This window comes from Nocardioides sp. NPDC000445, assembly GCF_040300245.1.
Classification (GTDB): domain Bacteria; phylum Actinomycetota; class Actinomycetes; order Propionibacteriales; family Nocardioidaceae; genus Nocardioides.
On the sequence record NZ_JBEPDH010000001.1, the window covers coordinates 253,788 to 276,983 of the forward strand.

The window sequence follows — 23,196 nt, forward strand, 5'->3', positions numbered from 1 at the left end:
GACCGATCGACGGGGCGAGAACCCCTAGGAGGACCTCGGCATGGCCGACTCTGCACGCGTACGCATCGCCCTTCTGTCCACCTCGGACACCGACCTGCTCTCGGCCCGTGCCAGCGGCGCCGACTACGCCTGGGCGAACCCGTCGCGGGCCACCGACCTCGAGCAGGTCGTCGCCGATGCCGACCTGGTCGTCTTCCGGCTCCTCGGCTCGCCCACCGATCTCTGGGACGGCCTGAGCGCGGTCAAGGAGCGTGGCACTCCCGTCGTCGTCCTCGGCGGCGAGCAGCAGCCGAGTGCCGAGCTGATGGAGCACTCCACCGTCCCGATGGGCGTCGCCGCCGAGGCCCACCGCTATCTCGCCGAGGGTGGTCCGGCCAACCTCGCCCAGCTGCACGCGTTCCTCTCCGACACGGTCCTGCTGACCGGCTTCGGGTTCGAGCCGCCGGCGACGGTGCCGGCCTGGGGCTTCGCGGAGCGTGTTGGTCTCGACACGCCTCCGCCTAGCGGCTCCGGCGGCTCGACCAGCGAAAAGCCGCGGATCGGGGTGCTCTACTACCGCGCCCACGAGACCAGCGGGAACACCGCGTTCGCCCATGCACTGGCCGACGCCATCGACGCGACCGGTGCGGCCACCGGCGTACCCGTCTTCGCGGGCTCGCTGCGCTCGGCCCCCGACGACCTCTATGAGGCGCTCGGCACCCTCGACGCCCTGATCGTGACCGTGCTCGCGGCCGGTGGCTCCGTGCCCGCCTCGGCGAGCGCCGGCGGCGAGGACGAGGCCTGGGACGTGGAGCGGATGGCCGCGCTCGACATCCCGGTGCTCCAGGGGCTCTGCCTGACCAGCTCGCGTGCGGACTGGGAGGCCTCCGACGACGGCGTCACGCCGCTCGACTCGGCCAACCAGATCGCGATCCCCGAGTTCGACGGCCGGATCATCACCGCACCGTTCTCGTTCAAGGAGCTCGACGAGCAGGGTCTCCCCCACTACGTCGCCGACCCCGAGCGCACCGCGCGGGTCGCCCGGATCGCGGTCAACCACGCCCGCCTGCGGCACACGCCCAACCCGGACAAGCGTCTCGCGCTGGTGCTCTCCGCCTACCCGACCAAGCATGCTCGCATCGGCAACGCGGTCGGCCTGGACACCCCGGTCTCCGCGATCCGGATGCTGCGCCGCCTGCGCGAGGAGGGCTATGACCTGGGCCAGGACAACGAGGTCGTACGCATCCTCGACTCCGTCGCCGCCGAGGAGGGCGACACCGCCGCCGGCGACGCGCTGATCCACGCGCTGATCGCGGCCGGCGGCCAGGACGAGGAGTGGCTGACCAACGCCCAGCTCACCGACGCCCATGTCCGCATCTCCAAGGCCGACTACGACCGGTGGACCGCGGATCTCCCCGCTGACCTGCGCGAACAGATGGTCGAGACCTGGGGGCCGACCCCGGGCAAGCTCTTCGTCAACGACAACGACGAGCTCGTCCTGGCCACGCTCCAGGCCGGCAACATCGTCATCCTGATCCAGCCGCCGCGCGGGTTCGGCGAGAACCCGGTCGCGATCTACCACGACCCCGACCTGCCGCCGTCGCACCACTACCTCGGTGCCTATCGCTGGCTCGAGCACGGCTTCGAGGCCGACGCCGTCGTACACCTCGGCAAGCACGGCTCGATGGAGTGGCTGCCCGGCAAGAACGCCGCGCTCTCGGCGTCCTGCGGCCCGGATGCGGCCATCGGCAACATGCCGCTGATCTACCCGTTCCTGGTCAACGACCCGGGCGAGGGTGCTCAGGCGAAGCGCCGTGCGCACGCCACGATCATCGACCACCTGGTGCCGCCGATGGCGCGTGCGGAGTCCTACGGCGACATCGCGCGGCTGGAGTCGCTGATGGAGGAGTACGACCGCATCTCCTCCATGGACCCGGCCAAGCTGCCCGCCATCCGCGGCGAGATCTGGCAGCTGATGAAGGCCGCCGAGCTCCACCGCGACCTCGGCATGGAGGAGCGGCCCGAGGACGACGACTTCGACGACTTCATGCTCCACATCGACGGCTGGCTCTGCGAGATCAAGGACGCCCAGATCCGCGACGGGCTGCACGTGCTCGGTGCCGCGCCGGAGGGTGAGGCACGCGTCAACCTGGTGCTCTCGATCCTGCGCGCCGCGCAGGTGTGGGGCGGCGTCGGCGGTGCCGTGCCCGGGCTGCGGGCGGCGCTCGGGCTCAAGGAGGGCGCCGACACCCGGGCGGTCGACGAGATCGAGAGCCAGGCTCGTGGCCTGGTGGAGCGGATGGACGCGGCCGGCTGGGACCCGGCGGTCGCCGAGACGCTTCACGACGACCCGGCCGTGCGGCAGGTGCTCGTCTTCGCCGCCGAGCAGGTCGTGCCGCGGCTGAACGGGACGACCGACGAGCTGTCCGCGGTCCTGCACGCGCTGGACGGTGGCTTCGTCCCCGCGGGGCCGTCGGGCTCGCCGCTGCGCGGGCTCGTCAACGTACTTCCGACCGGGCGCAACTTCTACACCGTCGACCCGCGCGCGGTGCCGTCGCGGCTGGCCTGGCAGACCGGGCAGGCGATGGCCGACTCGCTGCTGCAGCGCTACCTGGACGAGACCGGCGACTACCCGACCTCGGTCGGGCTCTCCGTCTGGGGGACCTCCGCGATGCGTACGTCCGGCGACGATGTCGCCGAGGTGCTCGCGCTGCTCGGGGTGCGACCGGAGTGGGACGAGGCCTCGCGCCGGATCACGCACCTCGACGTCATCTCGCTCGAGGAGCTGGGCAGGCCCCGGATCGACGTGACCGTACGCATCTCCGGGTTCTTCCGCGACGCGTTCCCGCACGTCGTCTCGATGCTCGACGACGCGGTCAGGATGGTGGCCGACCTCGACGAGCCGGACACCGACAACTTCGTCCGCGCGCACACCCTCGAGGACCTCGCCGACCACGGCGACCAGCGCCGCGCGACGTCCCGGATCTTCGGCTCCAAGCCCGGTTCGTACGGTGCCGGGATCCTGCAGGTGATCGAGGCCGGCAACTGGCGGTCCGACCAGGATCTGGCCGACGTCTACGCGGCGTGGGGCGGTTTCGCCTACGGCCGCGACCTCGACGGCGCCCCGGCGGCCGACGACATGCGCGCCAACTACCGCCGGATCAAGGTCGCCGCCAAGAACGTCGACTCCGCCGAGCACGACATCGCCGACTCCGACGACTACTTCCAGTACCACGGCGGCATGGTCGCGACCGTCCGCGCGCTGACCGGCAGCGAGCCGAAGGCGTACGTCGGCGACTCCACCTCCCCCGACGCCATCAAGACCCGCACGCTGCAGGAGGAGACCAACCGCGTCTTCCGGGCCCGGGTGGTCAACCCGCGCTGGATCTCGGCGATGCAGCGCCACGGCTACAAGGGCGCCTTCGAGCTGGCCGCGACCGTCGACTACCTCTTCGGCTTCGACGCGACCGCCGGCGTGGTGCAGGACTGGATGTACGAGAAGCTCGCCCGCGAGTACGTCCTGGACGAGACCAACCAGGAGTTCATGCGATCCTCGAACCCGTGGGCGCTGCGCGGCATCGTCGAGCGGCTGCACGAGGCTGCCGAGCGCGGGCTGTGGGAGTCGCCCGACCCCGAGCTCGTCGCCGCGATGCAGGAGATCTATCTCGACATCGAAGGTGATCTGGAGGAGGAATGAGTTCTTCTGACAAGCGTCGGATCAAGATCATCGGGGTCGGCCCCGGTGACCCCGACCAGGTCACCCTCGAAGCCGTGGCCGCGATGCGGTCGGTCGACTACTTCCTGGTCACCGACAAGTCGGGCACGGTCAAGCAGGGCATGCCCGACCCGCTGGTCCGGGCCCGCGAAGAGCTGCTCGACCGCCACCTCTCCGCTCCCGCGCGGGTCGTCAAGGTCGACGACGCTCCTCGCGAGCGGCGTGAGGAGTTCACCGGGACCGACGCGGAGTACCGGGCGGCAGTCGCAGCCTGGCACCGGGCCCGGGTCGAGCGATACCTCGCCGTGCTCGCCGAGCACCCTGGCGACGTCGGCTTCCTGGTCTGGGGCGACCCCGCCTTCTACGACTCCACGATCCGCGTCGTCGACCAGATCTCCGAGCAGCTCGACATCGACGTCGATGTCATCCCCGGGATCTCCTCGGTGCAGCTGCTCGCCGCGCGGCACCGGCTCGTCCTCCACGATGTCGGGCGGCCGCTCTACGTCACCACCGGCCGCGCCGTGCTCGAGGCCGTCGAGGCCGGGCACGACAACCTCGTGGTGATGCTCAACCGGGTCGTCGACCTCCCCGGGCTCGAGGACTGGCGGATCTGGTGGGGCGGCAACCTCGGCACCCGTGAGGAGGAGCTGGTCGCAGGCACGGTCGGCGAGGTCCTGCCGGCGATCGAGTCCGCTCGGGCACGGTTGCGCGAGACGTCCGGCTGGGTGATGGACATCTACATGTTGCGAGCCCCGCGCCGATGAGCGGGCTGCTGGTCGCCGGCACCACCTCGGATGCGGGCAAGTCGGTCGTGACGACCGGGCTGTGCCGGGCGTTCGCCCGGCGCGGCGTCAAGGTGGCGCCCTACAAGGCCCAGAACATGTCCAACAACTCGATGGTCTGCGAGGCGCCGGACGGGACAACGGCGGAGATCGGCCGGGCGCAGTGGGTACAGGCCCTGGCGGCACGGGTCACCCCGGAGCCGGCGATGAACCCGGTGCTGCTCAAGCCCGGCTCCGACCGCCGCAGCCACGTGGTCCTGATGGGGCATCCCGCGGGAGAGGTCTCCTCTCATGACTGGGAGGCGGGGCGCCGGCATCTGGCGACCGCGGCCCATGCGGCGTACGACGATCTGGCCTCGCGGTTCGAGGTCATCGTCGCCGAGGGCGCGGGCAGCCCTGCCGAGATCAACCTGCGGGCCGGCGACTACGTCAACATGGGGCTGGCCCGGCACGCCGGGCTGCCGACCGTGGTCGTGGGCGACATCGACCGGGGCGGGGTGTTCGCGGCGATGTACGGCACCCTGGCCCTCCTCGAGCCCGAGGACCAGGCCCTGATCAGCGGGTTCGTGGTCAACAAGTTCCGCGGTGACCTCGGCTTGTTGAGGCCCGGGCTCGCCTCGCTGGAGTCGCTCACTCAGCGCCCGGTCTTCGGCGTGCTCCCCTGGGAGCCGTCGCTGTGGCTCGACTCCGAGGACGCGCTCGACCTCGAAGGGCGCCGTTCGGCGGCAGGTGCCACTCGCAAGGTCGCGGTCGTACGCCTCCCCCGCATCTCCAACTTCACCGACGTCGACGCGCTCGGGCTGGAGCCGGATCTCGACGTCGTCTTCGCCTCCTCGCCGGCCGATGTCGCCGATGCCGACCTGGTCGTCCTGCCCGGCACCCGGTCCACGATCAGCGACCTGGCCTGGCTCCGCTCACGCGGCCTCGACGTGGCCCTGACCGAGCACGTACGCCGCGGCCGCCCGCTCCTCGGGATCTGCGGCGGCTTCCAGATGCTCGGCGGCGTGATCGCCGACCCCGACGGTGTCGAGGGCTCGGTCGCCGAGGTCGAGGGACTGGGCCTGCTCGACGTACGCACCGACTTCTCCCCCGCCAAGAACCTCCGCCTGCCCACCGGGTCGGCGCTCGGGGTCGAGGCGAGCGGCTACGAGATCCACCACGGCCGGATCACCCGCGGCGACGGAGTCACCGAGTTCCTCGGCGGCGCTCGCTCCGGCAACGTCTTCGGGACCATGTGGCACGGCAGCCTGGAGGGAGACGCGCTGCGCGGCGCCTTCCTCGCGGCCACGCTGGGCCGTGAGCCGTCCACGGTCTCCTTCCCTGCCGCCCGCGAGCGACGCCTGGACCTGATCGGCGACCTCGTCGAGGAGCACCTCGACGTCGACACCCTGCTCGACCTCGCCACCTCAACCCCCGTCGGAGGAGCCCAACGATGAGGCTGTTGATCCTGGGCGGGACCGGGGAGGCGCGGGACCTGGCGGCGCGGCTGGTCGACGACGGCGTCGACGTCACCTCCTCGCTGGCCGGACGGGTGGCACGGCCGCGGCTTCCGGTGGGAGCGGTGCGGATCGGTGGGTTCGGTGGGGTCGAGGGGCTGCGGACGGCTCTCGCGGAGTACGACGCGGTCGTGGACGCCACCCATCCGTTCGCCCGCGGGATGTCGGCCAACGCGGCCGAGACCTGCGAGCTGACCGGGCATCCGCTGCTCCGTCTGGAGCGGCCGGGCTGGACGCCCGACCCGTCCTGGGTCTACGCCGACGGCCACGCCCAGGCCGCGGATCTCGCCGCCGGCCTCGGCGCCCGACCGTTCATCACGGTCGGCCGCCAAGAGCTCGGGCGCTTCGTACCCGCACTGGCCGGGCGCGCCGCGCTCGCCCGCGTGGTCGACCCGCCCGAGCTCGAGCTGCCCGAGCCGTGGACGCTGCTGACCAGTCGCGGACCGTACGACCTCGAGGGTGAGCTCGCGCTGATGCGGGAGCACCGCACCGACGTACTCATCACCAAGGACTCCGGCGGCACCTACACCCGGCCGAAGATGGATGCGGCGGCCGAGCTGGGCGTGAAGGTGGTCGTCGTCCGTCGACCGGGCGGACCTGGCGAGGTCCAGACGGTCAACGATGTCGCCGACGCGGTCGCCTGGGTCAAGGGGCTCCGGTGAGCGACCGGGTCGTCGTCGGGATGTCGGTGACCGATGTCGACCGGCGCCGGGAGCTGCTCGACTGGGCCGGTGAGCTCGGCGCGAGCCTCGCGTTCCTGCAGATGGGCGGACCCTCGCTCTCCGCCGAGCTGACCAGGCTCGCCGACTCCGGAGCCGCGACCATCACGCTGGCCGGCGTCAGCCTCGGCCCGCTCGCCCCCGGCCACTCCTGGCTGCGCCGGATCGCGGCCCACTGGTGGCGTGAGCGCCCCGGGGACCGCCCCGAGATCCAGATCGCGACCCGCCTGGCGACCACCCGCGACGAGCTCCCCGACGCGCTCGCCGAGACCCGGCCGGTCACCGGCACCGAGCCCGGGCTGACCTCGCCCGCCTGGGAGCGAGTCCCCGACCACGTACGTCAGGTCCTGATCTGCCGCGGCCCGCGCTGCACCGCGAAGGGCTCGGAGGAGACCGCGAGAGCGGTGATCCTGGGCGCGATGGAGGCCGGTCTCGGCGACGACGATCTTCTGATCACCCACACCGGCTGCCAGTTCCCGTGCAACCAGGCACCGGTGCTCAGCGTCCAGCCCGACGATGTCTGGTACGGAAACGTGGAAGCGGCCGCCGCCCGGGTGATCGTGCGTGATCACCTGGCCGACGGCCGCCCCGTGGAGGCCTACCGCCTCCCCCGCTGACGCATGCTCACAAGCTCGCGGCAAGGGCCTTTCGCTCCGCGACGGCGCGCTCCGCCGCGTGCAGCCTGATCACCAGGCCGGTCAGCGCCACTCCGATCACACCCCACATGGTGGCGAGCGTGATCAGCGAGGCCCGCCGGAAGAACCACAACGTGTCGGCCGGGAAGTCCCCGACCTCGTTGACCGTCGTGAACAGCTCCCCGGCGACGACCATCACGACCAGGTAGGCCGCGATCGCGCCGACCACGGCGAGATAGGTGCCGAACCGTCCGCGCAGCCGCACGGCGGCGTACGTCACCACCACGGCCGCCACGACCGAGAGGGCCTGGAAGGCGAAGTAGACCGCGGTGCGGACGCCGATGGTGTCGCCGCTACCGACCGCCGGCGGGGTCGCCGGATACTTGAGGAACGGCACCAGCGCGACCGCCACGAACCCGATCAGGGTGACGAGCGCCGTCGACTGTCCCGGCGTGAGCCGCCCGATCCGACCGAGAGCGAATGCGGCGACCAGCCCGAGGATGCCCCCGAGCGCGACGCCGACGGCCAGGGTGCCGGTCAGCAGGCCCCAGGTGCTCTGGTTGGTGCGAGAGACCTCGGCGGCCTCCTCCTCACCGGCCTCGGAGCCCTCGGCGGCATGCGAGTGCGAGTGCCCGTCGCCACCGGCTTCCTCGAGCGCGATGGCAGCGCCGACCTGCGGCTCACCGACGGCGTACGCCACCAGGAAGGTGACGACGCCGGCGAGGAGTCCAGCTAGGAGGCCGCGTACGAGAAATGCACGCGGGCTCATCAGTGGCAGGGGTAGCCGAGGAGGTGACGACCGTCGTGGACCCACTCGTGGATGAGCGTGCCGGACGGGATCGAGACGGCGCCCTGGTCGGCGCTGATGAAGAAGAGCACCAGGAGACCGAGCAGACCGAAGAAGAGCGCCCAGGGGGCCAGCTCACGGAGCGGGATGGTGGGAAGGTCGGCGCCGGCGACGGGCGCCACAGCGTGCTGCGACATATGTCCTCCTCAGGGATACCTGCGTCCCTGTTCGTTGGGGTTGGACGGACACTCGGGTCTGACTCCACCGCCGCGAGGCGATGTCACAGTAGCGCGACTGTGCCGGAGTTCCACCGGCTTCCTCATGTCCGTTGCGTGCACTATAGCGGGATCTCAGCGGAGCCACTCGTTGCCGACGAGGTTGGTGAGATCGGCGATGTCGAGCCTCGGTTCGATCCCGGACTCGGGTGCGAGACCGAAGTGCTCCAGCGAGCGCCGGACCCACTCGGCGGCGTCGATGTTGAGCGGACCGGAGACCCACATCGCGTAGGGCAGGTTCACGAACCTGTTCTCCTTGACGGCCGGGAGGTCGCGGGAGGCCGGGTTGGCCTTGAGCACCTTGACCTTCTCCTCGTAGGACTGCCCCGGGTAGTCCACGAAGTAGATGACGTCGGGCTCGGCGGCCGCGAAGCGCTCCCAGCCGACCTCGGTCCAGGTGTCCTCGACGTCGGCGGTCGCGTTGGTCACTCCGGCGGTGTCGAAGATCGCCTGCGGTCCCCCGAAGGATCCGGAGGTGAAGATCGCGTCGGTACCGGAGTCGAAGAGGAACGCGGTCGGCTCCTCGTCGGGCTTCGGCGCGCTCTCCAGGGCCGCGCGGCGCTTCTCGATGTCGGCGACGACCTTCGTCGCGGTCGCGTCGTGGTCGGTCAGCTCGCCGATGTTGAGCAGGTCGGTACGCAGCGCCGTCCAGGCATCCATGGTGCCGCGGTCGCCGTCCTCCTGCCGGCAGGTCTCGCTGAGCAGGTAGGTCTCGATGCCCCGCTCCTGCACCATCTCGGGCACCAGGTTCCGCGACTCGCTGAACCCGTAGCCCCAGCCCGCGAACATCAGCTGCGGGTCGAGGGCAAGGACGGTCTCCAGCGTCGGCTGGTCGTCGCCCACGATCTCGAGCTCGTCGACCCTGTCCTCGGGGTAGGCGAGCTCGAGCAGCTGCTGGTCCCGGGCCAGGCCGGTGACCGCGACCAGCTCCTCGCGGGCACCGACGGCCAGCGCGATGGAGATGATCCCGCCGTCGTAGGCGTACAGCTCGGTGACCGGCTGGTCGACCGTGAGCTTCTCCCCGCAGTTCTCGACGGTGATCGCGTCCTGGCCGGCCTCCTCGGCGGCCTGCTCCGCCGTCCCGCAGGCGGTGAGGATCGTGGTGCCGAGGGCGAGCGCGGCGAGGCAGCCGAGGCCGGGGCGTACGTGACGGGTGAGGCGCTGGTTCATGCGGATCGGTCCTTCCGAGGATGGATGAGCAGGTGAGGCTGGTCGAGGTGTGGGTGCGGCACCTGGACCGAGCCGACGCCGAAGTGGTGCTCGACGCGGATGCTGTCGAGCACCTCGACCGGCGGTCCGTGGGCCACGACGGTGGCCGGGCCGCTGTCGGGGTCGCTCCCTCGGGGCCGGCCGAGGACGGCGAGCCGGTCGAAGGAGCGGAGCGCCAGGTCGAGGTCGTGGATGGTCGCGACGAGGGTCTCGGCCCGCTCGGCGACGCTGTGCAGCAGCCGCAGCTGCCAGGCGACGTCGAGATGGTTGGTCGGCTCGTCCAGGAGCATCACCGGGCTCTCCTGGGCGAGACCCCTGGCCATGACCGCTCGGCGCCGCTCGCCGCCGGAGAGCCGGTCGCACGGGTCGTCGATGCGGTCGGCGAGGCCAACGGCGCCGAGGGCCGCCCGGACGATCTCCCGCTCCTGCCGCCCGCCTCGTGACCAGGGCCGGGTGCGGGGCACCCGGCCGAGCGCGACCATCTCCCCGACGAGCAGCTCGGCGGAGGCGACCTCCTCCTGGGGGACGTACGCCAGCCGCCGGGCGCGTTCGCGCGAGCCGATCCGGGCGGTCTCCTGGAGCTGTCCGGACTCGTCGGCGAGACAGGCCTGGCCGGTGCTGGGCCGCAGCACCCCGGCGAGGATCCGCAGCAGCGTCGACTTCCCCACGCCGTTGACGCCGACGATGCCGAGGCGGGTGCCCACCGGCACGTCCAGGTCGACGTCGCGCAGCACCTCGCGCCGGCCCAGCCGCGCGGAGACCCCGCGCAGCCGGAGCGCGGCCGGCGACCGACTCATCGGTCACCGCCGAACCGATACTGACCGCGACCGAGCAGCAGCAGGAACAGCGGCGCGCCGACGACGCCGGTGACCACCCCCAGCGGGATCTCCTGCGGGCGTGCCACCAGCCGGGCGAGCACGTCGACCCACAGCAGGAACACCCCACCTGCCAGGGCCGCGACCGGGAGCACCACCCGGTGCCGCGCGCCCACGAGCAGCCGGGCCGCGTGCGGCACGATCAGACCGACGAACCCGATCCCACCACTGACCGCGACCAGGATCCCGACGAGCACCGCCAGAGCGACGAAGAGAGTCGTACGCAGCGCCGCGACGTTCACGCCGAGCGCGGCAGCGGTCTCGGGCCCGGCGGCAAGGGCGTCCAGCCAGCGGTGCAGAGCCAGCATCCCGAGACCGAGGACGAGGCTGAGCGCCGCGGGCAGCCACAGCTTCTCCCAGCTGGCACCGCCGACGCTGCCGAGCATCCAGAACATCACCGAGTCCGCCGCGCGCGGATCATCGCTCATGAAGACCAGGAACGAGGCGATGGCGGAGAGCCCCGAGGAGAGCACGACCCCGGAGAGCACCAGCCGGATCGGGGTCAGCCCACCTTGGGCGGTGGCCACCAGCCAGACCAGCAGCGCCGAGCCGACGGCTCCGAGCAGGGCGCCGCCGGAGACGGCGTACGTGCCGAGACCAGCCAGCGCGCCCGTGGTGATCGCGGCCGTCGCGCCCACCGAGGCGCCGGAGCTGATCCCGAGCAGGAACGGGTCGGCGAGCGGGTTGCGGACCAGGGTCTGCATGCCGGCACCGGCCACGGCCAGACCCGCGCCGACGGCGAGCGCCATCAGCGCCCGGGGCACGCGCAGCTCCCACACGATCACGTCCCACTTCCCCGGTGCGTCGCCCTGGAGCCGGTCGACGACGGCCGCGACGACCTCGCCGAGAGGGATCCGCTCGGAGCCGAAGGCCAGGGACGCCACGGCGCTGAACGCCGCGGCGAGCAGCAGCCCGACGACCAGCGGCACGAACGGCAGCCGCCGCCTCCCGGCACCGGCGGGGCTCGGGATCAGGGTGGGGGTCTCGCGGCACGGCGTCTGCACGCAGTTCGGCCTCTCAGGTCCTCTGGACCCTGGTCGCGAGGGCCGTGACGAACGTCTGAGCCGACAGGTTTTCGGACTCGGGTTCAACCGGCGACGCTGCCTTCCCAGGGACCCGTTCCCCAGTGGCTGCCTAGCGTCGCCGTCGCCCTCACCGCTGCGCGCCAGTCCCGGATTCACACCGGAGTTCCCTGGCATCCATCAGGATGCGTTCGACTCGGCGCAGAGGCTAGCACGGGTCGTCGAACCGGTGCCGGGGATGTTTCCGACGACACGGCGAAGCACAAGATCTAGGAAGTTGCATTGGTGTAATTCCCGCATATAGTGGTCCTCGCAGCTGGTTCTCCCACCTCGGCGACGGGGCGGGAGAGGCAAGAGGGAACCCGGTGCGAGTCCGGGACTGCCCCGCAGCGGTGAGTGGGAACGACCGCCGTCACGAAGCACTGGGAGCAAGCCATGCCCCTGGGAAGCGACGGCCACTAGGACCGAGCACGATGACGCCCACGAGTCCGAAGACCTGCCAGTGCCCACCTCATGGTGGGGTCCGCGACCTCGAGGGAAGGTCAGGGGATCGAGCGAGCACCACGTGACCGGGTCCGCCCGGCGCGCTGCCGCCGTCCTCCCTGCCCCGGCACGGATGCACGAGACATCCAGCGGGCCGCGGAGCCCGCGTGAGCAAGGGGGCATGGGGCTTGATCGACACCGAGGGTCTACCGATCCGCACCGAGAAGTCGGCGTACGTCTTCGGCTATCCGATGGCCGAGGACCTGGCCAAGAAGCAGCGGAGCATCTTCTGGACGGCCGAGGAGATCCCGGTCGAGAACGACAAGCAGGACTTCCTGGTCAACATGACCGACGCCGAGCAGGCGGCGGTGAAGACCACGCTGAAGCTGTTCACCATCTACGAGCTGATCCTCGGCGGCGAGGTGTGGGGCGACCGGATCTTCCACGCGTTCCCGCGTCCGGAGGTCCAGATGATGGCCAACGCCTTCTCGTTCGCCGAGCTGAACATGCACGCGCCGTTCTACGCGAAGCTCAACAAGGTCCTCATGATCGACACCGAGGAGTTCTACGACTCCTACAAGAACGACCCGGTGCTGGCCGAGCGGATCCAGTTCGTGTGGGACGCGATCGCCGACGAGGACCTGCTCTACGCGCTGAGCGTCTTCACGCTGATGGAGAACTGCGTCCTCTACTCCAACTTCGCCTTCCTCAAGCACTTCCAGTCCGGCGGGAAGAACCTGCTGCAGAACGTGATCAGCGGCATCAACTTCTCCGCCCGCGACGAGAACCTGCACGCCACCGGCGGTGCCTGGCTGTTCAACACCACCCTGGACGAGTACGCCGCCACCGTCCCGGCCGACAAGTTCGAGGCCGAGCGCGACGACCTCTTCGCGAGGGTCCGCGGCGTCGCCGAGCACCTCTACGCCCACGAGGCCCGGATCGTGGAGATGCTCTTCGACCACGGGCCGATCACCGGCATCGACCAGGCCGACCTGGAGACCTTCGTGAGGTCCCGCATCGACATGACCCTGGAGAACATGCGGATGGAGCCGCTGTTCAACGTCGAGGCCAACCCGATCGCCGAGTGGTTCTACAGCGGCATCAACGGCACCCAGTTCCACGACTTCTTCCAGGTCACCGGCAACGAATACAACCGCAACATCGGCGAGACGGAGTTCAGCTTCTAATGAGCAACAGCAACTGGGAGGCGCTCTCCGCCGAGCGCAAGGCCCTGCAGGCCGACGGCGTCGTGCCCGCCTTCATGACCACGGCGGGCTATGCCATGTTCAAGGCCAAGTACACCGTCGCCGACCAGAGCGTCCGGGAGCGCTACGAGACCATCGCCAGCACCGCCGGCGACCTCGCCGACGAGATGTACCCCCGCGAGGACGGCGTCTCCTGGACGGAGCGGTTCTTCGAGGCGATCTGGAACGGCTGGCTCTCGCCGTCGACGCCGGTGCTGTCCAACCTCGGCACCGACCGGGGTCTGCCCGTCTCGTGCGAGGGCTCGTACGTCGAGGACTCGGTGTGGGGCTTCTACGAGACGCTCAAAGAGGCGGCGATCCTCTCCCAGAACGGGTTCGGGACCTCGGCGTACCTCGGTGACGTCCGGCCCCGCGGCGCGAAGTTCAGCGACAACGGCAAGGCCAACGGCGTGGTCCCGGTCTTCTGCAACTTCGTGGAGATGACCAACCAGATCAGCCAGGGCGCCACCCGCCGCGGTTCCTGGGCGGGCTACCTGCCCGTGGACCACCCGGACTTCTACGAGCTCGCCGACCTGATCTTCCGCGAGCCCGCCAACAAGAACATCGGCTGGATCTTCAGCCAGGCGTTCATCGACCGGATGCTGGCCGGCGATCGCGATGCTCTGGAGCGCTACCAGCGGGTGCTGAAGATCCGGGTGGTGCTCGGCAAGGGCTACATCTGGAAGGTCGACACCGTCAACGCGGCCCAGACCGAGTCCTACAAGGCCAACGGGCTGGAGAACAAGGCCTCCAACCTGTGCTCGGAGATCACCCTCTTCTCCGACGAGGACCACTCCTACACCTGCGTGCTCTCCTCGCTGAACCTCTCGACCTACGACGAGTGGAAGGACCAGGACACGGCGTACGTCGCCACCGTCTTCCTGGACGCGGTCGCCGAGGCGTTCCTGCGCAAGGCCCGCACCATCCGTGGTCTGGAGCGGGCGGTGCGCTACACCGAGAAGGCCCGCAGCCTCGGGCTGGGCGTGATGGGCTACCACGACTACCTGCAGAAGCAGCGGGTGCCGTTCGAGTCGGACAAGGCGGCGGCGCTCAACAAGGACATCTTCGAGCGGATCTCGGCGGATGCCGACGCCGCGTCGCGGTGGATGGGCTCGGTCGCGGGTATCCCGGAGTGGTGCGTCGGACGGCGCAACTCCCACCTGATGGCGATCGCGCCGACGATGAGCACCGCGGTGATCGTCGGCGGCACCAGCCAGGGCATCGAGCCGTACGTCGCCAACGTCTGGAACCAGACCACCTCGGCCGGCGAGATGCCGCGGGCCAACCAGAACCTCGTCGAGGTCATGGAGGAGCGCGGGGTCTACGACCAGGCGCACATCGACGACATCGTCGACCACGGCGGTTCCGTCCAGCACGTCGACTGGCTCGACGAGCACGAGAAGGACGTCTTCAAGACGGGCTACGAGATCGACCAGGAGGTCCTGCTCGCTCGCGCATCAGACCGGCAGGTCCACATCGACCAGGCCCAGTCGCTCAACCTGTTCTTCCAGGCCGACGCGACCCCGCAGTACATCAGCAAGATCCACAAGATGGCCCTGCTCGACCCGAACATCAAGAGCCTGTACTACCTGCGCTCGCGGGCCGGCATCCAGGCCAGCAAGCAGACCCGCACCTCGAACTGACCACCTGCGACCGAGAGGCATGACCATGAACGAGAACCCGACCACCACCGACGCCATCGACGATCTCACCTGGGACGACTGGAGCGACGCCGCGGTCTGTGCCATCGAGAACGGCCCGGACTGCGAGGCCTGCGAAGGATGAGCGACCCCACCACCGGGCGGCCGACGCTGACGGTCTGCCGCGGCTGCTGCTGCGGGACGGAGCGGAAGTCGCCCGGGGTGGACCATGCGGCCGTGCTCACGACGCTGAACACGGCGGCCGGGGAGTCGGCGACCGTACGTGTCGCCGACTGCCTCGGCCCGTGCGAGCGTGCCGACGTCGTGGTGGTCGGTCCCTCACCCGAGGGGCGCCAGCGTGGGGCACGGCCGGTCTGGGTCGCCCGGGCCGGCTCGGTGAGGGTCGCCGACGCCCTGGCCGAGTGGACCCGCGCCGGCGGACCGGGCATCGCCGAGGCACCACCCGCCGTCCTGGCTCGGGCCTTCCGTCACGGGCGCTGAGTGATGACGGCGTACGCCGCCGCGACCAGGGCCGCGCCGATGCCGACCCGGCGCGCCAGCGCGGTGGCGCTGACGACGTCGGCGGGGGCGGCGTCGCGGCCGTCGCCCATCACCGCGCGGTGCTCGACACGATTGCCGTAGTAGCGGTTCGTACCGCCGAGGCGGATGTCGAGGGCACCCGCGAAGGACGCCTCGACGACGCCGGCGTTCGGGCTCGGGTGCCGCGCGGCGTCACGCCGCCAGGCCGCCCAGGCCTGCCTGGCCCGCGACGGCGCGGCGGCCAGCGTGAGCAGCCCGGAGAGGCGTGAGCCGGGCAGGTTGAGCAGGTCGTCGAGGCGGGCGCTGGCCCAGCCGAAGTTCTCGTAGCGGTCGTTGTGGTGCCCGACCATCGCGTCCAGGGTGTTGGCGGCGCGGTAGCCGAGCAGGCCGGGTACGCCCGCGATCGCGCCCCACACCAGCGGTGCGACCACTGCGTCCGAGGTGTTCTCGGCGACGCTCTCGACCACGGCCCGGGAGACCTCGTCGGCGCCCAGCTCGCTGGTGTCGCGGCCCACGAGGTGGGTCAGCCGCTGTCGCGCGGCGGGGAGGTCGCCGCGGTCGAGATGGGCGTGGACGGCCAGCGCCTCCCGCTCCAGCGAGCGGCCGCCGAGGACCGCCCAGGTGGCGGCCGCGGTGACCAGGGTCGTCCCGATCCGGCCGGGGGCGAGTCGCTCCGCGGCGGCGCCCAGGACGACCGCTCCACCGACCAGCGTCACTGTGTGGAGGGCGCCTCGGGCCCGGTCGTCCGCGTACCAGGCGTGCTCCGCCTTCATCGCGACCGTGCCGAAGCCGGCGACCGGATGGTATCGCCGCGGGTCCCCCAGCAGACGGTCCAGTGCGAAGCCGGCCAGGAGCCCGATCGCCCGGGGGCTCACGAGGCTGCCCGGGTCTGGCGCAGCGCGGCCAGAAGCCGGCCGGTCGGGCCCTCGGGGCGTACCGCGATCCGCACCCAGTCCGGGCCGAGGCCGGGGAAGGTGTCGGCGCGGCGTACGGCGATGCCCTGCTCGCGCAAGGCCTCACGGACTCCGGCGCCCGGGCGGGCCAGGACGAACGAGGCGGCCGAGGGGACGTACTCGATCTGCTGGTCCCGCAGGCCGGTCTCGAGATGGTCGCGCCAAGCGGTGATCCGCTCGGCGCGCTCACGGGCCTCGGCGCTCGCCCGCTCGGTCGCGCAGGCGAGCATCGCGGCAGCCGCGGTGGCCGAGACCGACCACGGGGTACGCACCGCCTCCAGGTCGCTGATCGTGGCGGCGTCGCCGACGACGTAGCCGGCGCGTACGCCGGGGATCGACCAGTGCTTCGTCAGGCTCCGGATGACCAGCAGGCCCTCGGTGCACTCGCCGGTCAAGGTCTCCGGCTCGCCGGGGACGGCATCCATGAACGCCTCGTCGACCACGACCAGCCGGCCGGGCCTGAGAAGGGCGCGGAGGGTGGCCCTCGGGTGGAGTACGCCGGTGGGGTTGGTCGGGTTGCCGACGACGACCAGGTCCGCGTTCTCGGGCACCGTGGCCGGGTCGAGGGTGAAGCCGTTCTTGGCCGGCAGGCGTACCTCGGTGACCGTGTGGCCGGCCTGCTCGAGCGCCGCGTGGGGCTCGGTGAACTGCGGGTGCACGACGACGGGCCGTCGCCATGGCCTGGCCCTGGCGACCAGCGTGAACGCCTCTGCCGCTCCCGCCGTCGGGAGCACCTCGGCGCGCTCGCGGCCGTGGTGCTTGGCCAGCGCCGCCCGCGCCGGCTCCTCGTCGGGGTAGGCCGCCGACGCCAGCGACTCGTGCAGCGCCTGGTCCAGCCACTCCGGCCGCTCATCGGGGTAGACGTTCACCGCGAAGTCGAGCAGCCCTTCCCCCACCTCGACGTCCCCGTGGTGCCGCAGCGGATCGGCGACCGCGCCCCCGCTGGTCGAGCCGTCACTCCCGCTGGTCGAGCCGCCGGAGCCGCTAGGCGGAGGCGTGTCGAGACCAACACGGTCAGCCGTCGCGCTCGAGAGGACCGTGTTGGTCTCGACACGACGTCGTTCGTCCCTCACGACGTCGGCTCGACCGACGGAGGCGACGTCGGCTCGACCGACGGGGGCGAAGGCGTGGGCGGCGTCGGCGAAGCGGCGCGCCAGGTGCGGATGGCCGGCCCAGTGAACGTGGAGGTACGAGGCGTGCAGGGTGTCGCTGCTGACGCCCATCTCGGCACCGTCGACGCTCCACGCGGACCGGGCCCCGGCGGCCGGGGTCGTCGTGGTGCGGTGGAACTCGTGGCCGGTGACCTGCTCGCCGGCGCGGGTGAGGAGGGAGTCGGAGGCGGCGGTGGCGACGGGGTAGCGCAGGGTGAGGCGCTCGCTCATGGCGGCGTGGGCTGGGATGGCGCCGGCCATCGGTACGCCGTCGAGGGACTCGGCCAGGTAGAGGAGGCCGGCGCACTCGGCGACGGTCGGCACCCCGGCCTCGACGGCCGCCCGGAGGTCGCGGAGCAGGCTCGTGTTGGCGGCGAGATCGGCGGCGTACATCTCCGGGAAGCCGCCGCCGAGGTAGATCCCGCTGGTGCCCTCGGGCAGCGTCGGGTCACTGAGCGGGTCGAAGGGGCGTAGGTCGCAGCCCGCCGCCTCCAGGAGCTCCTCGGTCTCGGGGTAGCGGAACGTGAACGCGCGTCCGCCGGCCACGGCGATCACGGGAGGAGCCGTGTTGGTCATCTCGACAAGCTCGATACAACGCTCGACACGCCTCCGCCTAGCGGCTCCGGCGGCTCGACCGACGGTGCAACCGTCGGTTGAGCCGGCGTCGTGAGGAACGAGCGACGCCGTGTCGAAACCAACACGGTCGCTCCCGCGCAACGCCGCCACCGGATCCCAAGGATCTCCGTCCAGCGCCGGAGCCGACCGGGCGACGTCCAGCAGGGCGGACAGGTCCAGATGCTCGGCGACCTGCTCCCCCAGCCGCTCGATCAGCGCGACCGACTCGTCGCGCTCCGCGACCGGGACGAGGCCGAGGTGGCGCGACGGGGACGCGAGCGTCTCGTCGCGCGGGAGCATGCCGAGCACCGGCAGCCCGACCTGCTCCAGCGCTCGCCGGATCTCCTCGGCGTTGCGTCCCGGGGAGCAGCGGTTGAGCACGACTCCCCCGATGCGTACCGATGGATCGAAGGCAGCCATCCCGGCGGCGATCGCGGCAGCGGAGCGGGACATCCGGGCGACGTCGAGGACCAGCACGACCGGCGAGGAGGTCAGCGCGGCGACGTGGGCGGTGGAGGCGAAGCCGTCGGTGCCGAGGCGGCCGTCGTAGAGGCCCATGACACCCTCGATGACCGCCACGTCCGCGCCGGCGGCGCCGTGGAGCAGCAGCGGCACGACCCGCGACTCCCCCACCAGGTGAGGGTCGAGATTGCGGCCCGGGCGTCCGGTGGCGAGCGCGTGGTAGCCCGGATCGATGTAGTCCGGGCCCACCTTGTGACCGCTCACGACGCTCCCGGAGGCACGCAGCGCCGCCATCAACCCGGTGGCGATCGTCGTCTTCCCCGAGCCGGTCGAGGGAGCAGCGACCACCATCCGGGGCAGGGTCACCATTCGATGCCCCGCTGGCCCTTCTGGCCGGCGTCCATGGGGTGCTTGATCTTGGTCATCTCGGTGACCAGGTCCGCGACCTCGAGCACGGCAGGGTCGGCGTCACGGCCGGTGATCACCACGTGCTGGCGCCCCGGCCGCGCGGCGAGGACGGAGGCGACCTCGGCGGCGTCGACCCAGCCCCACTTGATCGGGTAGGTGAACTCGTCGAGGACGAGCAGGTCGTACGTCTCCGCGGCCAGGCACCGCTTGATCTCGGCCCAGCCCTCGGCGGCAGCCGCGGCGTGGTCCTCGGCGTCACCCTGCTTGCGGCTCCAGGACCAGCCGGAGCCCATCTTGTGCCAGTCGACCGGCCCGCCCTCGCCGGTCTCATCGTGCAGCTTCCCGAGGCGCTCGAGCACGGTCTGCTCGCCGATGCGCCACTTGGCCGACTTCACGAACTGGAAGACCCCGATCCGCCAGCCCTGGTTCCAGCCGCGCAGCGCGAGCCCGAAGGCGGCGGTCGACTTCCCCTTGCCGGGGCCGGTGTGGACCATCACCAGGGGCCGGTTGCGACGCTGGCGGGTGGTGAGCCCGTCATCGGGTACGTTCAGCGGCTGTCCCTTCGGCATCAGGCAGCGCCCCTTCCCATGGTGGATCCGGTGAACCCGTGGATGGCGGAGGTCAGCGCCTCGGCGCTCACCTCGGCGACCGGCACGTGCTCGGCGCCCAGGTGCTCGGCCAGCCGGCGGGCCAGCCCGAGCCGCATCGGTCCGCTCTCGGAGTCGATGACGACCGTGGTGACGCCGAGTCCGGCGACGTACGCGGCGGCCTGCTGCGAGCGCCGGACGGCGTCCTTGCCGTGGGTCTTGGAGTTCGCGCGACCGTCGGTGACGACCACGAGCAGCGGCCGCAGATCGGGGTCACGCAGGCGCTCGCGCTGGAGCACGCGGGCGGCCTCGAGGAGGCCTTCGGCCAGCGGCGTACGTCCTCCGGCGGGCACCTCGTCCAGGCGGGCCGCGGCGAGATCGACCGACCCGGTCGGCGGCAGCACCAGCTCGGCACCCTCGCCCCGGAAGGTGATCATCCCGACCTTGTCGCGGCGCCGGTAGGCGTCGAGAAGCAGCGAGAGGACGGCGGCCTTGACCTGCGCCATCCGCTTGCGCGCGGCCATCGACCCGGAGGCGTCCACGCAGAAGAGCACCAGGTTGGCCTCGCGGCCTTCGCGGACCGCGGTGCGGAGGTCCTCGATCCTGAGCTCGACCTTCGACGAGGTACGGTCCCGGGCGCTCTGCTTGCCTGCGGCCGCCTTGAGCGTCTCGACGAGGTGGAGCGAGCCGCGGGTGCTGGTTTCCGCGCCGATGCGGCGGCCGCTGCTGCCGATCGCCTTGCTCCGGCCGCCGGAGCGGCCGGTGCCCAGGCCGGTCACGGTCAGCAGGCGGGGGCGGTATGCGGGGGCGGCCGCGGTGACGGACTCGGGTGCGGCACCTGAGGCAGTCTGTGGCTGGTCGGGCGGGTTGTCCGCTGTGTTGGTTTCGACACCGCTCGCTTCGCTCGCGGGCTCAACCAGCGGGGGTTCTCCGCCGTCGGTCGAGCTGTCCCCGTCGGTCGAGCCGCCGGAGCCGCTAGGCGGAGGCCCAGCGGAATCTGGCTCAGTGAGACCAACACGGTCGTCTTCCGGACCCGAGTCGCCCGGTCCCTCCGGCGGCTCGGGCGGCAGCTCTTCGTCGCCGAGGATGCGGTCGAGAAGGTCCTCATCGAGCCCGGGAGCGTCGAAGGGGTTGCGACGGCGGCGGTGCGGGAGGGCCAGCAGCGCGGCCCGGCGGATGTCTTCGCGGGTGACCTCGGAGCGCCCGGCCCAGGCGGCGTGCGCGACCGCGGTGCGCGCGGTGACGATGTCGGCGCGCAGCCCGTCGACCTCGAACGCCGCGCAGACCTCGGCGATCTTGAGCAGACCGGGCGCGGTGAGCCGGACCTTCCCGACGAGGGCGCGGGCGGTGGAGACGCGTGCGGTCAGGTCACGCTCGGCGGCCACATAGCGCTCGACGAACGCGGGCGCGTCCAGGTCGAAGGCCATCCGGCGGCGTACGACCTCGGCGCGCAGCGCCGGATCCCGGGGCGCGGCGACCTCGACGGTGAGCCCGAAGCGGTCGAGGAGCTGCGGGCGCAGCTCGCCCTCCTCGGGGTTCATGGTGCCGATCAGCACGAACCGAGCAGCGTGCTCGACCGAGACGCCGTCGCGCTCGACCGAGACCCGCCCCATCGCCGCCGCGTCCAGCAGCAGGTCGACCAGGTGGTCGTGGAGCAGGTTGACCTCGTCGACGTAGAGCAGGCCGCGGTGTGCCCGGGCCAGCAGTCCCGGCTCGAACTCGACCGCGCCGCGCGAGAGCGCGCTCTCCAGGTGGAGCGAGCCGACGACGCGGTCCTCGGTGGCGCCGACCGGGAGCTCGACCAGCCGCACCGGCCGGCTCTCCACGACGGCGGCGGACCCGAAGGGCCCGTCCGGCGACTCCGCCGAGGGATCGGCCGGGTCGATCGAGAACCGATCCCCGGCGTAGACCGAGATCGAGGGCAGCACGGCCGCCAGGCCGCGTACGGCCGTCGACTTCGCGGTCCCCTTCTCGCCACGGACCAGGACCCCGCCGATCTCCGGGGAGATGGTGGTGAGCACGAGCGCGAGGCCCATGTCGTCGAGGTCGTCCGCCTGGCAGCCGAGGACGGCAGAAAATGGGTAGTGCACCGGCATGAGAGGCTCCCGCTCCCTATCGCGTTGATTGGATGGACGCGAGGCCGGTCTTCGGACTTGCCGAGTCCCCGTGATGGGGCTCGGTTCACCGCAGCGGGCCTGTGCCGGAGTCTCACCGGCTTCCCAGATTCTCCCCAGTCGGGGCACCTCGCGTCTGAGCGGTCACTGTAGCGTCTGGCCTCATGATCGTCGTGGTGGGCATCGGTGCCGGAGGTTGGGACGAGATTCCCGTACGTCACCAGCAGCTGGTCCTGGAGTCCGCCGTCCTCCTCGGCGGCAAGCGTCATCTCGACCTCGTCCCCGACGTCCCCGGCCAGCGGCGCGAGCCCTGGCCGTCCCCGCTGCGCGAGGGCCTTCCGGCCCTCCTCGAGTCCCTGCCGGACGACGCCCCCGTCGTGGTGCTTGCCTCCGGCGACCCGCTGGTCTCCGGCATCGGAACGACCCTGATCTCGCTTCTCGGTCGGAAGAACGTACGCATCGAGCCGGCCGTCTCCTCCGTCGCCCTCGCCCGCGCCCGGATGGGCTGGCCGGCGGAGTCGTGCGCGGTCGTCAGCCTCGTCGGTCGCGACGTGTCGCTGGTCGCCCGCGAGCTCGCCCCCGGTCGCCGGATCCTGGCGCTCTCCGCGGACGGATCGACCCCCGCCGCGATCGCGAACCTCCTGGTCACGGCTGGTTTCGGCGGGTCCATGATGACCGTTCTGGGCGACCTGGGAGCGGAGACCGAGAGCGCGCACACCGGGACCGCCTCGACTGCCTCGACTTGGGCGGGCGAGTCGCCACGGCTCAACATCGTGGCGATCGAGTGCGTCGGCACCACCCTCCTCGGCTGGGCTGCAGGCCTGCCCGACGACGCGTTCGAGAACGACGGTCAGCTCACCAAGCGCGACCTGCGCGCCTCTGCTCTGGCACGCCTGGCCCCCACCCCCGGGGCCCACCTGTGGGACGTCGGCGCCGGTGCCGGCTCGGTCGGGATCGAGTGGATGCGGGCCCACCCCTCCTGCACCTCGACCGCGGTCGAGGCCTCGCCCGAGCGGGCGGCCCGGATCGCCCGCAACGCGACCCGTCTCGGCGTACCCGGCCTCACCGTCGTCCAGGGCCGTGCCCCTGACGCGCTGCGCGATCTCCCGGCGCCCGACGCGATCTTCATCGGCGGCGGCGCCACCCGCCCCGGAGTGCTCGACACCTGTCTGGCCGCCCTCCGCCCCGGCGGCCGGCTCGTCGTCCACGGCGTGACGCTGGAGACCGAGCAACTGCTGGCCACCGCCTACCAGCAGCACGGCGGCGAGCTCACCCGCATCGCCGTCGAGACCTCCGCCCCCATCGGCACCTTCACCGGCTGGACTCCCGCACGGACGGTGACACAGTGGTCCTTCGTCGACCCGACCAGCAGCTCCTCCTCGGCCGGCGTGTAGATCCGCTAAGTGACGCTCGGGGCCACCTCGGGGGAAAGAAAATTCTCTTTCACCGGGTCGCCCCGCCCCAACATGAGACGGATTCGGGCGAACGAAAATTCGTTCGCCCCA

General features: G+C 71.5%; 17 protein-coding genes, 1 pseudogene and 3 riboswitches. Of the genes and pseudogenes, 9 read left to right on the forward strand and 9 right to left on the reverse strand.

Annotated elements, in window-relative coordinates; genetic code table 11:
• Window positions 1-40 precede the first annotated feature (40 nt).
• The 5 genes from ABT304_RS01225 to ABT304_RS01245 are packed head-to-tail and all read left to right on the forward strand — an operon-like array spanning window position 41 to window position 7,308.
• Entirely contained in the window at window positions 41-3,676 is a 3,636-nt protein-coding gene (locus ABT304_RS01225) for a cobaltochelatase subunit CobN (protein WP_350712969.1), read from the forward strand.
• Window positions 3,673-4,458: a precorrin-6A synthase (deacetylating) gene (cobF, locus tag ABT304_RS01230; protein ID WP_350712970.1), complete on the forward strand. Its 786-nt coding sequence runs from the start codon at window positions 3,673-3,675 to the stop codon at window positions 4,456-4,458. The genes ABT304_RS01225 and cobF overlap by 4 nt, the downstream gene beginning before the upstream one ends.
• Complete coding sequence (locus ABT304_RS01235; protein ID WP_350712971.1) at window positions 4,455-5,912, forward strand: cobyric acid synthase; 1,458 nt, start codon at window positions 4,455-4,457, stop codon at window positions 5,910-5,912. Before cobF ends, ABT304_RS01235 begins: the two co-directional genes overlap by 4 nt.
• Window positions 5,909-6,634, forward strand: a complete 726-nt coding sequence (locus ABT304_RS01240; protein ID WP_350712972.1) for a cobalt-precorrin-6A reductase — start codon at window positions 5,909-5,911, stop codon at window positions 6,632-6,634. The genes ABT304_RS01235 and ABT304_RS01240 overlap by 4 nt, the downstream gene beginning before the upstream one ends.
• A complete protein-coding gene (locus tag ABT304_RS01245; RefSeq protein WP_350712973.1) occupies window positions 6,631-7,308 on the forward strand; it encodes a (2Fe-2S) ferredoxin domain-containing protein in 678 nt (225 codons plus the stop codon). The genes ABT304_RS01240 and ABT304_RS01245 overlap by 4 nt, the downstream gene beginning before the upstream one ends.
• A gap of 7 nt (window positions 7,309-7,315) precedes the next feature.
• Here the strand turns inward: ABT304_RS01245 and ABT304_RS01250 are convergent.
• The 5 genes and pseudogenes from ABT304_RS01250 to ABT304_RS01270 all read right to left on the reverse strand — a co-directional run.
• Window positions 7,316-8,077 (reverse strand): annotated as a pseudogene (locus tag ABT304_RS01250) (CbtA family protein); the annotation flags it as partial.
• Window positions 8,078-8,094: 17 nt separating this feature from the next.
• Window positions 8,095-8,310, reverse strand: a complete 216-nt coding sequence (locus tag ABT304_RS01255; protein WP_160028078.1) for a CbtB domain-containing protein — start codon at window positions 8,308-8,310, stop codon at window positions 8,095-8,097.
• A gap of 153 nt (window positions 8,311-8,463) precedes the next feature.
• Window positions 8,464-9,558 carry an ABC transporter substrate-binding protein gene (locus ABT304_RS01260; protein WP_350712975.1) on the reverse strand — a complete coding sequence of 365 codons (1,095 nt, stop codon included), beginning with the start codon at window positions 9,556-9,558 and terminating at the stop codon, window positions 8,464-8,466.
• A complete protein-coding gene (locus tag ABT304_RS01265; RefSeq protein WP_350712976.1) occupies window positions 9,555-10,394 on the reverse strand; it encodes an ABC transporter ATP-binding protein in 840 nt (279 codons plus the stop codon). The genes ABT304_RS01260 and ABT304_RS01265 overlap by 4 nt, the downstream gene beginning before the upstream one ends.
• Window positions 10,391-11,410 carry a FecCD family ABC transporter permease gene (locus tag ABT304_RS01270; protein WP_350713199.1) on the reverse strand — a complete coding sequence of 340 codons (1,020 nt, stop codon included), beginning with the start codon at window positions 11,408-11,410 and terminating at the stop codon, window positions 10,391-10,393. The genes ABT304_RS01265 and ABT304_RS01270 overlap by 4 nt, the downstream gene beginning before the upstream one ends.
• Window positions 11,411-11,521: 111 nt before the next feature.
• Window positions 11,522-11,705, reverse strand: a riboswitch (cobalamin riboswitch).
• Between the two features lie 88 nt (window positions 11,706-11,793).
• Window positions 11,794-12,012, forward strand: a riboswitch (cobalamin riboswitch).
• Window positions 12,013-12,144: 132 nt separating this feature from the next.
• Between ABT304_RS01270 and ABT304_RS01275 the strand changes: the two genes are divergently transcribed.
• The 3 genes from ABT304_RS01275 to ABT304_RS01285 all read left to right on the forward strand — a co-directional run bounded on the left by ABT304_RS01275 (window position 12,145) and on the right by ABT304_RS01285 (window position 15,362).
• Window positions 12,145-13,164 carry a ribonucleotide-diphosphate reductase subunit beta gene (locus ABT304_RS01275; RefSeq protein WP_350712977.1) on the forward strand — a complete coding sequence of 340 codons (1,020 nt, stop codon included), beginning with the start codon at window positions 12,145-12,147 and terminating at the stop codon, window positions 13,162-13,164.
• On the forward strand, window positions 13,164-14,864 hold the full coding sequence (locus tag ABT304_RS01280) for a ribonucleoside-diphosphate reductase subunit alpha (protein ID WP_350712978.1): 1,701 nt from the start codon (window positions 13,164-13,166) through the stop codon (window positions 14,862-14,864). Before ABT304_RS01275 ends, ABT304_RS01280 begins: the two co-directional genes overlap by 1 nt.
• Window positions 14,865-15,002: 138 nt before the next feature.
• Complete coding sequence (locus ABT304_RS01285; RefSeq protein ID WP_350712979.1) at window positions 15,003-15,362, forward strand: (2Fe-2S) ferredoxin domain-containing protein; 360 nt, start codon at window positions 15,003-15,005, stop codon at window positions 15,360-15,362.
• On the opposite strand, the gene ABT304_RS01290 is transcribed toward ABT304_RS01285, so the two are convergent.
• From ABT304_RS01290 to ABT304_RS01305, 4 genes are read right to left on the reverse strand one after another with little or no spacing between them, the layout of a single operon-like run.
• Window positions 15,350-16,276 (reverse strand): cobalamin biosynthesis protein, encoded by a 927-nt coding sequence (locus tag ABT304_RS01290; RefSeq protein WP_350712980.1) that lies wholly within the window; start codon window positions 16,274-16,276, stop codon window positions 15,350-15,352. The genes ABT304_RS01285 and ABT304_RS01290 overlap by 13 nt on opposite strands.
• Complete coding sequence (gene cobBC / locus ABT304_RS01295; RefSeq protein WP_350712981.1) at window positions 16,273-18,951, reverse strand: bifunctional hydrogenobyrinic acid a,c-diamide synthase/histidinol phosphate aminotransferase CobBC; 2,679 nt, start codon at window positions 18,949-18,951, stop codon at window positions 16,273-16,275. Before cobBC ends, ABT304_RS01290 begins: the two co-directional genes overlap by 4 nt.
• Complete coding sequence (gene cobO, locus ABT304_RS01300; protein WP_350712982.1) at window positions 18,945-19,559, reverse strand: cob(I)yrinic acid a,c-diamide adenosyltransferase; 615 nt, start codon at window positions 19,557-19,559, stop codon at window positions 18,945-18,947. The genes cobBC and cobO overlap by 7 nt, the downstream gene beginning before the upstream one ends.
• The gene (locus ABT304_RS01305) at window positions 19,559-21,673 is read right to left on the reverse strand and encodes a VWA domain-containing protein (protein ID WP_350712983.1); all 2,115 of its coding nucleotides are present in this window, start codon (window positions 21,671-21,673) and stop codon (window positions 19,559-19,561) included. Before ABT304_RS01305 ends, cobO begins: the two co-directional genes overlap by 1 nt.
• A 25-nt stretch (window positions 21,674-21,698) precedes the next feature.
• Window positions 21,699-21,839: riboswitch (cobalamin riboswitch) on the reverse strand.
• A 16-nt stretch (window positions 21,840-21,855) separates the two neighbouring features.
• Here ABT304_RS01305 and cbiE point away from each other — a divergent pair.
• Window positions 21,856-23,085 (forward strand): precorrin-6y C5,15-methyltransferase (decarboxylating) subunit CbiE, encoded by a 1,230-nt coding sequence (gene cbiE / locus ABT304_RS01310; RefSeq protein ID WP_350712984.1) that lies wholly within the window; start codon window positions 21,856-21,858, stop codon window positions 23,083-23,085.
• The last annotated feature ends 111 nt before the right edge of the window (window positions 23,086-23,196 follow it).